This is a genomic window from Pontibacter vulgaris (genome assembly GCF_022758145.1).
In the GTDB taxonomy this organism is placed as follows: domain Bacteria; phylum Bacteroidota; class Bacteroidia; order Cytophagales; family Hymenobacteraceae; genus Pontibacter; species Pontibacter vulgaris.
In genome coordinates this window covers 423,374-434,949 of sequence record NZ_JAJVDH010000004.1, presented here as the reverse complement: position 1 = coordinate 434,949, position 11,576 = coordinate 423,374, and the positions used below count along the sequence as shown (strand labels likewise).

The 11,576-nt window shown below is 44.2% G+C and carries 9 protein-coding genes; 2 read left to right on the top strand and 7 right to left on the bottom strand.

Annotated features, from left to right (window positions below; all coding sequences use genetic code 11):
- Positions 1-2: 2 nt before the first annotated feature.
- The gene (locus LWP20_RS12120) at positions 3-683 is read right to left on the bottom strand and encodes a DUF4290 domain-containing protein (protein ID WP_242928408.1); all 681 of its coding nucleotides are present in this window, start codon (positions 681-683) and stop codon (positions 3-5) included.
- Positions 684-881: 198 nt separating this feature from the next.
- Positions 882-3,128, bottom strand: a complete 2,247-nt coding sequence (locus LWP20_RS12115; RefSeq protein ID WP_242928407.1) for an ATP-dependent helicase — start codon at positions 3,126-3,128, stop codon at positions 882-884.
- Positions 3,129-3,374: 246 nt separating this feature from the next.
- Here LWP20_RS12115 and LWP20_RS12110 point away from each other — a divergent pair, with 246 nt between their 5' ends.
- Positions 3,375-5,117, top strand: a complete 1,743-nt coding sequence (locus LWP20_RS12110) for an ankyrin repeat domain-containing protein (protein ID WP_242928406.1) — start codon at positions 3,375-3,377, stop codon at positions 5,115-5,117.
- Positions 5,118-5,906: 789 nt separating this feature from the next.
- Positions 5,907-6,488 (top strand): DUF3109 family protein, encoded by a 582-nt coding sequence (locus LWP20_RS12105; RefSeq protein ID WP_242928405.1) that lies wholly within the window; start codon positions 5,907-5,909, stop codon positions 6,486-6,488.
- A 91-nt stretch (positions 6,489-6,579) separates the two neighbouring features.
- Here the strand turns inward: LWP20_RS12105 and LWP20_RS12100 are convergent, their stop codons facing one another.
- From LWP20_RS12100 to LWP20_RS12080, 5 genes are all read right to left on the bottom strand, one after another.
- A complete protein-coding gene (locus tag LWP20_RS12100) occupies positions 6,580-7,515 on the bottom strand; it encodes a DUF6340 family protein (protein ID WP_242928404.1) in 936 nt (311 codons plus the stop codon).
- Between the two features lie 86 nt (positions 7,516-7,601).
- On the bottom strand, positions 7,602-8,945 hold the full coding sequence (gene accC / locus LWP20_RS12095; RefSeq protein WP_242928403.1) for an acetyl-CoA carboxylase biotin carboxylase subunit: 1,344 nt from the start codon (positions 8,943-8,945) through the stop codon (positions 7,602-7,604).
- Positions 8,946-9,074: 129 nt separating this feature from the next.
- Positions 9,075-9,563 (bottom strand): acetyl-CoA carboxylase biotin carboxyl carrier protein, encoded by a 489-nt coding sequence (gene accB, locus LWP20_RS12090; RefSeq protein WP_242928402.1) that lies wholly within the window; start codon positions 9,561-9,563, stop codon positions 9,075-9,077.
- Positions 9,564-9,566: 3 nt separating this feature from the next.
- Positions 9,567-10,130 (bottom strand): elongation factor P, encoded by a 564-nt coding sequence (efp, locus tag LWP20_RS12085; RefSeq protein WP_242928401.1) that lies wholly within the window; start codon positions 10,128-10,130, stop codon positions 9,567-9,569.
- 331 nt (positions 10,131-10,461) lie between these two features.
- Positions 10,462-11,460, bottom strand: a complete 999-nt coding sequence (locus LWP20_RS12080) for a beta-ketoacyl-ACP synthase III (RefSeq protein ID WP_242928400.1) — start codon at positions 11,458-11,460, stop codon at positions 10,462-10,464.
- Positions 11,461-11,576: the final 116 nt, after the last annotated feature.

Sequence of the window (11,576 nt, the reverse complement as noted above, 5' to 3'; positions counted from 1 at the left end):
TATTACTTATTTCTGTTAGTAGAGGGAATTCTGTTTGTATTCTTGCGGTGACGATCGCTGCCACCTCTTTGGTCGCCACGGTTTTGCTGCGGGCGGTTGCTGTATTCCTGCTGTTGCGGTCGGCCGCCCACAGATTCGAACAGGTTATTGCTTTCAACCATGCTTTTGTCCAGGTCCAGCTTGCCTTTCGATATATGGCGTATATCGCCCAGAATTACATCATCTGTTATGCTATCCTTGTTATAAGAACGGTATAGCGTTTTCATCAGCTTACCGATAGAGATAATGGCAGCTTCACGCTCTTTTTCATCTTCCAGCTCGGTAGCACGCTTAATCAGGAGTTCCACATTTTTGCCGTAATGCTTAAAATTAGGCGTATCAAGTGGGTATACCATGCGTTGCGGCTTGTCGTTGAGGTACTCCATGGCGCTGAGCGGGTAAGGAGCATCAACATCAAGCTTAGAGCCAGACATCACAAATAAGTGGTTCCATAGCTTTTGCTGGTAATCCTGTGTGTCGCGCAGCTGGGGGTTCAGTTTTGCCATCAGGTTTACAAGCAACTGCGAAAGGCGTGTGCGCTCAGATCTGTCTTGTACGGTAAGTATATGGTTAACAAGGTCCTGCACATTTCTGCCATACTCGCGCAGCAGCAAATCCTGTTTAAAGGTGGTACTAGCTTCCATTATATCGGTTTATGAAATTCAAAATTATGAATTAGAAATTAGAAATGATAAATATTGCACAAAGTGCGCTCATTAAATTTATGATTACGAATTCTAGGCAAGAAGTTATAGGTGCTGCCTTAAACAGGTGCATTTTATACTTACAACTCAGGGATTCAATTTCTAATTTTTAATTCATTATTTCTAATTAGCACTTTATTAGTTGTGTATGCGCAGCTTGGCAAAGCTTAAAAGCAAAGTTTTTTCGCCCACTTCATCAAAGTTGATGATAGCTTTTGTGCTGTTGCCCTGCGTATCCATTTTTGTAACCACACCAAAACCGAACTTCGGGTGCTCTACCTTCATACCTGCTGCCAGGTTCGAAGTATCGCTGGCTTTAAAGTCGGCGGGTGGGGTATAGGCAGTAGCTACCTGCTTGTGTGCCGGTGGCGTTACAAGATTGCTTACGCTGGTTTTACGCTGCAATACCCGGTCTAATACACTTGCTCCGTTAGACTGCTCGCCATACTTAAAGTTCAGGAACCTCGGATCTATCTCATCCAGGAAACGACTTTTTTCGCAGGCTCTCAGGTTGCCCCACTGGTAACGGCTAGTGGCGTAGGTTAAGTATAGTTTCTTTTCGGCACGTGTGATGGCAACATAAAACAGGCGGCGTTCTTCTTCCAGGTCGGCACGCGAGTTCAGCATCATCTGGCTAGGGAAAAGGTTTTCTTCCATGCCAACTATAAACACGTTCTTAAACTCAAGTCCTTTTGCAGAGTGAATAGTCATCAAGGTAACAAATTCACCATCCAGATCTGCTTTGGTATCGGCGTCGGTAATAAGGGCAATATCCTGCAGAAACGCCGAAAGGCTTTTATCTTCCTTCTCCGGGTCATCGACATACTCTTTAATACCGTTCAGTAATTCCTGTATGTTCTCGTAGCGGGCAAGGCCTTCCACCGTTTTATCCTGGTAAAGGTCGTCTACTATGCCTGAGTGTTTTGCTACGTGTTTGGCAACTTCAAAGGCATCGTTGTTATCGGCAATGCGGGCGAAGTCTTTAATAAGTATAGAGAAATTCTCGATAGCCATGCCTACGCGGTTGCCCAGGAACTGACCGGCATTCTGCACTATTTCCCATACGCTGTGGTTGGTTTCGTCGGCAGTTACGAATATCTTCGATTCTGTTGTTTCGCCAATACCACGTTTCGGGTAGTTAATAACCCGGCGCAAAGCCTGCTCATCATTCGGGTTTACCGTCAGCCGCAGGTACGCAATAAGATCTTTAATCTCTTTACGCTGATAGAAGGATAGGCCACCAACAATTTTATACTTGATATTCATGCGGCGCAGGGCCTCTTCTATAGCACGCGACTGCGCGTTAGTACGGTAAAGTATAGCAAAATCGTCGTAGGAGAGGTGGTTGTTCATTTTCTCTTCGAAAATGGTAGTTGCCACCAGTTTGCCTTCTTCGTTATCGGAGTTGGCTTTTATCACCTCGATCAGCGGACCTTCTTCGTTATCCGTGAAAACATCTTTGCGCAGCTGTGCCTGGTTATTTTTAATAACAGAGTTAGCGGCGTGTACTATGTTTTTGGTAGATCTGTAGTTCTGCTCCAGTTTAAATACTTCCAGTTCCGGGTAATCACGCTCAAAGTTGAGGATGTTCTGGATATCGGCACCACGGAAAGCATAGATAGACTGAGCATCATCACCTACTACCACAATGTTTCTGTTCTGGGCGGCCAATTTACGCGTGATCAGGTATTGCGAGTAGTTTGTATCCTGGTACTCATCCACCATCACAAACTTAAAGATATTCTGGTACTTGTTCAGTGCATCCGGATGGTCGCGGAAAAGCACGTTGGTCTGGAACAGCAGGTCATCGAAATCCATGGCGCCGGCCTTGAAGCAACGGTTCTGGTACTGCTCGTATATCTTGCCAATTTTAGGGCGCATGGCAGCTTCATCGTCTGCCTGAATCACAGCATCGTTGAGGTACTGCTTATGCGAGATCAGTTTGTTTTTGGCTGATGAAATACGCCCGAGCACCACGTTTGGCTTATACAGTTTATCGTCCAGGTTCATCTCTTTCACAATATTGCGAATGAGCGTTTTGGAGTCGTCTGTATCGTAAATGGTAAAGCTTTTCGGATAACCAATCTTATCGGCTTCAGCACGAAGTATGCGCGAGAAAACCGAGTGGAACGTACCCATCCAGATATTTTTGGCCTCGTTGCCGATCACTTTTTCGATACGATGGCGCATTTCTTTGGCCGCCTTGTTTGTAAAGGTCAGGGCCAGTATGTTAAACGGATCTACCCCCAGGCTGATCAGGTTGGCAATCCGGTAAGTAAGTACTCTTGTTTTGCCTGAGCCGGCACCCGCAATAATCATGGCTGGCCCTTCGGTATGGAGCACGGCCTTGCGTTGCGACTCGTTGAGTAAGTTTAAGTAATCCATTTCGTCTCTTCCGCGTGCGTCTTAAAATCTATGCAATTTACGAATACAATTCTGTATTCTGAACGGCAGTTATACTTTTGGCACAGCAATGGCTCTGAAGTATAAGCTAAGCGCCTCTGTTAATGAACACAGATTACTTGTAAAGCGTTTTATACCAGCAACCTGTTTAGCCTTTAAAGATGCAGTGTATGTGCCAAAAGCCGATATTAATTGATTTAAAGGCCGTTTATGGTTAATTTGCCGCCTATGACTTACCTGAAAAAGAAGCTGACTTATACTAAAAGCACCCGATTTATACTTGCTGGTATGCCCGATATACGCTACCTGTTGCTTTTATTAGCCTTTATCCTGATGAGCGAAGTAAGTATGGCTCAGACGAAAACACCGGCTAAAAATGGCGCTAAAACTACTAAAGCCGTTGGCAATACCCATAAAAAGAAAAAGACTGTTACCAAGAAAACGGCAAAAGTAACAGCAAAAACAAAAAAGCAAACCGGGGCAATAACTGCTGACACAAAACCGGAAACTAAAGCCCCTGGCAAGCTTATCTGGCGCACGCCGGCCATGCAGGAAGCACTCGGATTTTATACCGATCTGAAATTTGAGCAGGCCTACAGTAAATTCAAAGATGCGGCAGCCGCCGGAGATGCTGATGCCTATTATTTTCTGGGCCGCATGCACCAGTACCGTGAACTGAAGTATGATTCTGTACAAATTGATACCTTAAAACAGATTCAGAACTCAGGTAAATACTTTTCTGCCAATACAGATTCTGCTAATTTTTATTTTGAGCAGGCCCTCGACAATAACAGCATGTTAGGCCACCTGGGTGTAGCAGAACTAATGACCTTGAGAACACAGGAAGACAAGCAGAATTTTCTGGAGCACATGCACACAGCCGCTGTGGTTATCCGGGAAAAGGCTGTAGAAGGAGATGCTTTTTGCAATCGTATTCTGGGCAGTATGTACTTTACCGGTTATGGAGAGCTGCTGGATAAGGAACTCGCATTTAACTACATTAGCAGAGCTGCAAGTAAAGGCGATGCCGTTTCTTACTGCTTCCTGGCAAATATGTACCTGGAAGGCGATGGCGTAAAGAAAGATAATGAGAAGGCCGTAAACTGGCTGAAGAAAGGTGTTGCTGCCGGCGACCGTGAAGCGCTTTATACTTTAGGATTGCTGTATGAAGAAGGAACATTAGGAGAACCCAACTTAGATGAAGCCCGAAAGCTATATCGTGCTGCCATTTCCAAAGGAAGTATAAATGCTTACGAGCAGCTTAAGTATATGAACCAGACCCCCGATCAGAAACTGGTGATAGCTGCCATTACCCGTAATCCTGATATGTTAAAACGCGCAATTACTGCAGGCGCTAATGTAAATACTGTTGCAATACCGGATGATTTTGGCACTGACCTCAGGAAGCGTACGCCCCTGATGCACACCGTTTATATTCCGTTATTGCTGGAGGAAAACGGGGTAGTTTATGAGCCGGAAGTTCGGGTGCATACCCTGAGCCAATTACTGAAAAAGAAAGCTGATGTAAATGCGAAAGATCAGGATGGTCGCACTGCTTTGCACTTGTTGGTTTCTGGTACAAAGGTTAAGTCCGAGCTTTTTGAATTAGAACAGGTTCAGCTGATCGACTCGCTGCTAAAACATGGTGCTGACCCAAACCTTAAAGATGCCGATGGAAACACTGCTATAGGAGTAGCCCTGCAATCTACAATAGGGCAGCACATTGGTATTATGGAACTGGAGCGCTTGCTTGCAGCAGGAGCCAACCCTAACCTGCAGAACAACGAAGGCAAAACCCCGCTCATGCTGGCCTGTGAAATTGATGCAAACTTCGAAATTATACTTGCCCTACTGCAAGCAGGCGCAGATGCCAAGCTCCGCGATGCAAATGGCAAAGCAGCTATAGACTACACAAAACACGAAAATGTAACGAATATCCTGATGGCTGCCGGATCGCCGCAGAAGCAGTAGCACGAAGAATTTTTAGAAAAGGCAGTTGCGAAAGCAGCTGCCTTTTTTGTTATCAACGCACTGTTTATCTTAATTTGTCATCTCGACGATAGGAGAGATCTGATTCAGTAAAGTATAAACCCACCCCTTGGCCCCCCTGAGGAGAGGAATTCAGTTGATGCCTTATAGTTGGAAGGATAGTTTCATAGTTGCCGTAGTCCAACCACCCCAACCCCTCCTTGTCTAAGGCGGGGAGTTTTGGCTGCTGCTTCTTTTAAAATTATAGTTTAATTGTTACTATTTCAACACCCCTGTTGTCCCCTCAAGGGGACACTTCTGCCTTTACCAGAGCAATAATTATAGTTTCATAGTTGATGCTTTCCTGCGGACAGGTTGCGACCTGTCCCTACAGGTTATACTTGGTTTCCGCAGTAACAGCGTTTGCTATCGAATCTGATCCCAGTCCTTGGGTTGAGCGCCTTGTGAGATCCGGTGCCTGAAAAGGCAGCCGTAGCGCAGCGGAGGCAGGAGCGAACACAGCGCGATACCAAAGGACGAGCCCCGCGGGCTTGGAGCGAACCAAAGCCAACTATGAAACAATTGGCAAGTCAGACTTAGCGAAACAGCAAAATTGAAAGTAGAACATAATATTTCAAAATATTTCAAACTTACTCACCATTAACAGACAGAATACCCTAAACACAATCTCATCTTCTAAACTATTTTCTACCTACCTTTGTCTTTCATAAAACAGGGATGAAAAACAGGTTTTAGAATCTGCATTTTAGCTCTTCTATTTTAATTTAAAGCATGATAGTTCTTCAGAATACCGTCATCAGCGACGACATCCGTGATAAGTTTTTTGTTTGCAATCTTGAAAAGTGCAAAGGTGCCTGCTGCGTAGAAGGCGATTTAGGTGCCCCGCTTGAAGAGTCTGAACTGGCTATACTTGACCAGAATTATGACAAGATAAAGCCATACTTAACAGGAGCCGGCAAACAGGCCATTGAAGAGCAGGGCCTTTACATTAAAGATTTTGAAGGCGATTATTCTACGCCAACTATAGAGAACCGCGAATGTGCGTATGCATTGTATGATGATAAGGGCATACTGAAATGCGCCATTGAAGAAGCTTATAATGACGGCGTTATTGACTGGAAAAAACCGATTTCCTGCCATTTATATCCAATCCGGATCACGAAGTATGATGACTTCGAAGCCTTAAACTATGACCGCTGGAGCATTTGCGCAGCTGCCTGTAATTTTGGGCAGGAGTCAGGTGTAAGGGTTTACCAATTCCTGAAAGAACCGCTTATTAGAAAGTATGGCGAAGGCTGGTATAATGAGCTGACGCATTTAATGGAGGAAGAGGAAAAGACAGCGAAAGCTTAACCAAGTATAAACTCTAAAACAGAAAGGCTGACCTGAGAAGGTCAGCCTTTCTGTTTTAGAGTCGATTAAAGATGAATTCCTATACAAAAATTTAAGGCTTTTGCTTCAAGTGTTGTACCAGGTACGGGGCCATTGGATTTTTACGCTCAGCTGCTTCATCGGCCCATTTCTTCGCTTCGGTTACATTACCTAGTGCTTCATATATAATTGCTAAATTATAGGCTGCTTTACCAGCCAGTCTCCTGTTTTTATTAGAGGTAAAAGGTTTAAAAACAGCAATTGCCTTATCCCAGTTCTGTTGGTGCATGTATGTAACGCCATCTACAAAAGCCTGTGGCGCATACACAATGCGCGAATAATAAGTGCGCTGCGGGTAAAAACGTTGCCAGTAACTCTGGCCGGTTTCATAGGCCAGGCTTTCAATTGTTGGTGTAGCATTGGTAAGCGATGGGCCAACAGCCAGTAAACCGCTGATCACGCTCCTTGAGTTATACAACGTGTTATTAGTAAGTATAACCTGGTCCAGTGCGATGCCGGTGCTGTCGTAAAGTGTCCAGCCTGTATGCGTATTTAAAGTATAATGGGCTGTTTTGTTGCCCTCGTCGCTTCTTTCTATTTCCTGCTCAAAAAATGTTTCAAAATTATCCAGAACCACCAGCAAATGATAAGGATGCGCTTTATATAACTGTAGAATTTGCTCACGGTTCAGCACATTCCACGAAGTAGAAGCAGAGCCCCTGAAAGCGCTATCAGCATGTACTAATACAAAAGTAGAATCATCAATTACAGCATTTACTACGCCGTCAAAAGCTGCCAGAGCACCCTGCCGGTAAGTCTCTACTTTACTGTCTTTTTTGGTAGAAAGTAGTTTTGCGTCAAAGTTATTCAATACCACCACTTTCCATTGTTCGGGCAACACCGTAACTACCGGTGGTTTTGTAGTTTCTACAATCAGCTGTGAGGTACAGCTAAAAAGGAGAGCGGTAAGTATAAAGTATAAACCCGTTTTTAACAGCAGCTTTCGCATTTAAGAGATAAGTTTATGGTTGGTACGGAGCAATGAAAAAGCCCGGCTTCTGGGCCGGGCTTACAATTTATACTTTCAGGCGAAAATTAAAGCGCACCGAAGTCAAAATTTTCTAAATAGGCGGTAGTAAAGTTACCTTCTTTAAAGCCAGGATCATCCATCAGCTTTAAATGGAAAGGAACTGTAGTTTTAACGCCTTCTATTACAAACTCGCTCAGGGCACGCTTCATTTTTACCAAAGCTTCTTCACGTGTCTGTGCGCTCACGATCAGTTTAGCGATCATGGAGTCATAGTTAGACGGGATAGTATAGCCAGAGTAAACGTGCGAATCGATGCGAACTCCGTGGCCGCCCGGCATGTGCAGGGTAGTGATCTTGCCCGGGCTAGGACGGAAGTTGTTTTTAGGATCTTCAGCATTGATACGGCACTCAATCGCGTGCATCTTAGGATAGTAGTTTTTGCCGGATATTTTCTCACCAGCCGCTACTTTAATCTGCTCCTTGATAAGGTCGTAATCAATAACTTCTTCAGTAATTGGGTGCTCCACCTGAATACGGGTGTTCATCTCCATAAAGTAGAAGTCACGGTTTTTATCAACCAGGAACTCGATAGTACCAACTCCTTCGTAGCTAATGGCTTTCGCGCCTGCAACAGCAGCGTTACCCATTTTCTCACGCAGTTCATCGGTAATAAACGGAGATGGCGTTTCTTCTACCAGTTTCTGGTGGCGGCGCTGTATAGAGCAGTCACGCTCAGAAAGGTGCGCTACGTTACCATATTGGTCACCGATCAACTGAATCTCGATGTGGCGGGGCTCCTCAATGAATTTCTCCAGGTACAAGCCATCGTTGCCAAAAGCAGCTTTCGCTTCGGTGCGGGCATCGTTCCAGGCTTTCTCAAACTCAGACTCATTTTTAATGATACGCATACCACGGCCACCACCACCGGCAGTTGCTTTAATAATAACCGGGTACTTCATCTTGCCTGCCAGCTTTATGCCTTCTTCCAAAGACTGCAACAGGCCTTCGGAACCAGGTATAGTTGGCACGCCAGCTTTTTGCATTGTTGCTTTAGCTGATGCCTTATCACCCATAGAGTTAATCATCTCAGGTGATGCACCAATAAACTTGATGTTGTTTTCAGCACAGATGCGTGAAAACTCGGCATTCTCAGATAAGAAACCATAACCCGGGTGAATAGCATCTGCATTGGTAATTTCGGCAGCTGCGATCAGGTTTGGTATGTTAAGGTATGATTGCGCACTTGTAGGCGGGCCGATACAAACAGCCTCATCTGCAAAACGTACGTGTAAGCTTTCTTTATCTGCTGTAGAATAAACAGCTACCGTTTTGATACCCATTTCTTTACAGGTGCGGATAATGCGCAGGGCAATTTCGCCACGGTTGGCAATAAGTATTTTCTTAAACATAATGTCAGATTAGAAGATTTGTAGATTTGGAAATGTAGAGATGTAAAGTGAAAATGATATAAAAATGGAGAAGGTAATTGCCGTCTCCATTTTCAAATCTTCACATTTTCAAATTTTCAAATCAATGTATTAGCTAGGATCTACCAGGAACAATGGCTGATCATACTCAACAGGCGAAGCATTGTCTACCAACACTTTCACGATCTTACCTGATACTTCAGATTCAATTTCGTTGAATAGTTTCATGGCTTCGATAATGCAAATTACCTGGCCTTTTTTTACCTCGTCGCCTACGTTAACAAAAATAGGGGCTTCCGGGCTTGATGCACGGTAGAACGTACCGATCATCGGAGCTTTGATGGCTACATAGCGGCTTTCTTCAGAAGCGGCAGGGGCAGCAGCAACTGGTGCAGGTGCCGCGGCTGGAGCTGCCTGAGGGGCTGCAACAGGAGCAGGAGCAGCAGCCGGTGCTACAGCACCAGACTCTTTTACATAGGTAATCTGCTGGTCTGGGTCGCGCTTAACCGATATTTTAAACTCTTCTGTTTCGATGTTTACTTTGTTCAGGCCAGATTTGGCGATGAAGTCGATCAGATCCTGGATTTCTTTAGCTTTCATGTGTTATTTTACTCTCTCTGCGTAAGAATAAGTACGGGTATCTACTTTAATTTTTTCGTCTTGTCCGATAAACAATGGCACCTGTATAGTGGCCCCTGTTTCTACAATAGCTGGTTTAGAAGCGTTCGTAGCTGTATCTCCTTTAAGGCCTGGCTCTGTATATGTAATGGTAAGTTCTACAAAAGGAGGGATCTCGCAGGTTAGCGGCGTTTCTGTTTCAGCGTGGTAAAGTATAGTTACTTCCTGGCCTTCTTTCATTAGGTCGGCAAACGGTACCATTTTCTCTTCAAGGGCAACCTGCTCAAAGGTATTCATATCCATGAAGTTGTAACCCAGGTCGTCTTTGTAAATAAACTGATGCGGGCGCTGCTCTACACGGGCAGTAGTTATCTTGTGACCGGCAGAAAAGGTATTATCCAATACTTTACCGGTTTTGATATTCTTAAGCTTTGTTCTTACGAAGGCCGGACCTTTGCCTGGCTTTACGTGCTGGAATTCGATTACCTGGTAAAGGTCGTTGTTGTACTCAATCACAACGCCGTTTTTAATATCAGCTGTGGTTGCCATAGTATGTTCTGAATCGTGTGTACTTTAATGAAACAATAAAAGTATAGCGCAAAAGTCTGTTCTGCAAACAAAGTTAGCTATAATGCCGAAATAGTCGTGAAAAAGCTGGTCTTTGCCCGAACTTTTATTGCTTTTGTCTCAAGTTGTTATGCATGCATAAGGCTTATATTTAGGTTTGGTCATTCCGCTCTTTGCTATGCACCTTTAAATAACCAGACTAATGTTGCAACCTTAAGTTTGTGCTTCTTACTTGCTCTTTGGCTAGACTTATTGATAAAGCAAGGGGCCTTAAAGTATAAAAGCGGCTCAGGCCGCTTTTATACTTTAAAATCTATTTAGGATCGTAAGCCCACTTCAGGTAAACGGCACCCCAGGTAAAGCCACCACCAAAGGCAGCAATGATTAGGTTATCACCTTTTTTAAGCTGGTTCTCATACTCCCACAGGCAAAGCGGAATAGTACCGTTTGTTGTGTTACCATACTTTTGGATGTTCAGCATTACTTTATCGCTGCTTACGCCGCAACGGTTGGCTGTAGCCTCTATAATGCGTTTGTTAGCCTGGTGTGGTACCAGCCATGCAATATCTTCGGCGGTCAGGTTGTTACGCTCCATTACCTCTGCAGCCACATCCGCCATGCCTTTAACAGCAAATTTAAATACAGCCTGGCCTTCCTGGTAAACAAAATGCTCTTTTGCCTGCACTGTTTCTATAGAAGCTGGTTTACGGCTACCACCTGCTTTCTGGTGCAGGAACTGAGCACCCGTTCCGTCAGATTTCAGTATTTCGTCCTGCAATCCTAAGCCTTCTGTGTTTGGCTCCAGCAAAACCGCACCACCGCCATCTCCGAAAATGATACAGGTTGCACGGTCTTCATAGTTAATGATAGATGACATTTTATCAGCACCTACAACTACTACTTTCTTATACTTACCTGATTCAATAAACTTGGCTCCCGTAGCAAGTGCAAACATGAAACCAGAGCAGGCAGCTTGTAAGTCGTAACCAAAAGCATTAACGGCACCTACTTCAGCAGTAATTAAGTTGGCAGTTGCCGGAAACTGCATATCAGGCGTTGTAGTAGCACAAATAAGCAATTCAATTTCTTCTGGCTTTGTGTTTGTTTTCTTTAGTAGTTCTTCAACTGCTTTAACGCCAATATAAGAGGTGCCCAGACCTTCGCCTTTTAAAATATGCCTTTCCTTGATACCCGTTCGAGACATGATCCATTCATCATTGGTCTCAACAAATGTTTCAAGTTCTTGGTTTGTAAGCACGTATTCCGGTACGTAGCCACCTACACCTGTTATAGCGGCAGTAATTTTACTCATGGCAAAAAAAGTCTTTGTGTTATAGTTTAAGCGAGGCAAGTTAATAAAAAAAACTTGGCATAATCTGTACAAGTGCTCTAAAAAGAGTTACCGGTACAAATTATGCCAAGATATAC

Excerpts from the sequence above, each read along its gene's own strand:
- accC (WP_242928403.1), bottom strand. The coding sequence starts at position 8,945 with ATGTTTAAGAAAATACTTATTGCCAACCGTGGCGAAATTGCCCTGCGC.
- LWP20_RS12080 (WP_242928400.1), bottom strand. The coding sequence starts at position 11,460 with ATGAGTAAAATTACTGCCGCTATAACAGGTGTAGGTGGCTACGTACCG.
- LWP20_RS12100 (WP_242928404.1), bottom strand. The coding sequence starts at position 7,515 with ATGCGAAAGCTGCTGTTAAAAACGGGTTTATACTTTATACTTACCGCT.
- LWP20_RS12105 (WP_242928405.1), top strand. The coding sequence starts at position 5,907 with ATGATAGTTCTTCAGAATACCGTCATCAGCGACGACATCCGTGATAAG.
- LWP20_RS12120 (WP_242928408.1), bottom strand. The coding sequence starts at position 683 with ATGGAAGCTAGTACCACCTTTAAACAGGATTTGCTGCTGCGCGAGTAT.
- LWP20_RS12115 (WP_242928407.1), bottom strand. The coding sequence starts at position 3,128 with ATGGATTACTTAAACTTACTCAACGAGTCGCAACGCAAGGCCGTGCTC.
- LWP20_RS12110 (WP_242928406.1), top strand. The coding sequence starts at position 3,375 with ATGACTTACCTGAAAAAGAAGCTGACTTATACTAAAAGCACCCGATTT.
- efp (WP_242928401.1), bottom strand. The coding sequence starts at position 10,130 with ATGGCAACCACAGCTGATATTAAAAACGGCGTTGTGATTGAGTACAAC.
- accB (WP_242928402.1), bottom strand. The coding sequence starts at position 9,563 with ATGAAAGCTAAAGAAATCCAGGATCTGATCGACTTCATCGCCAAATCT.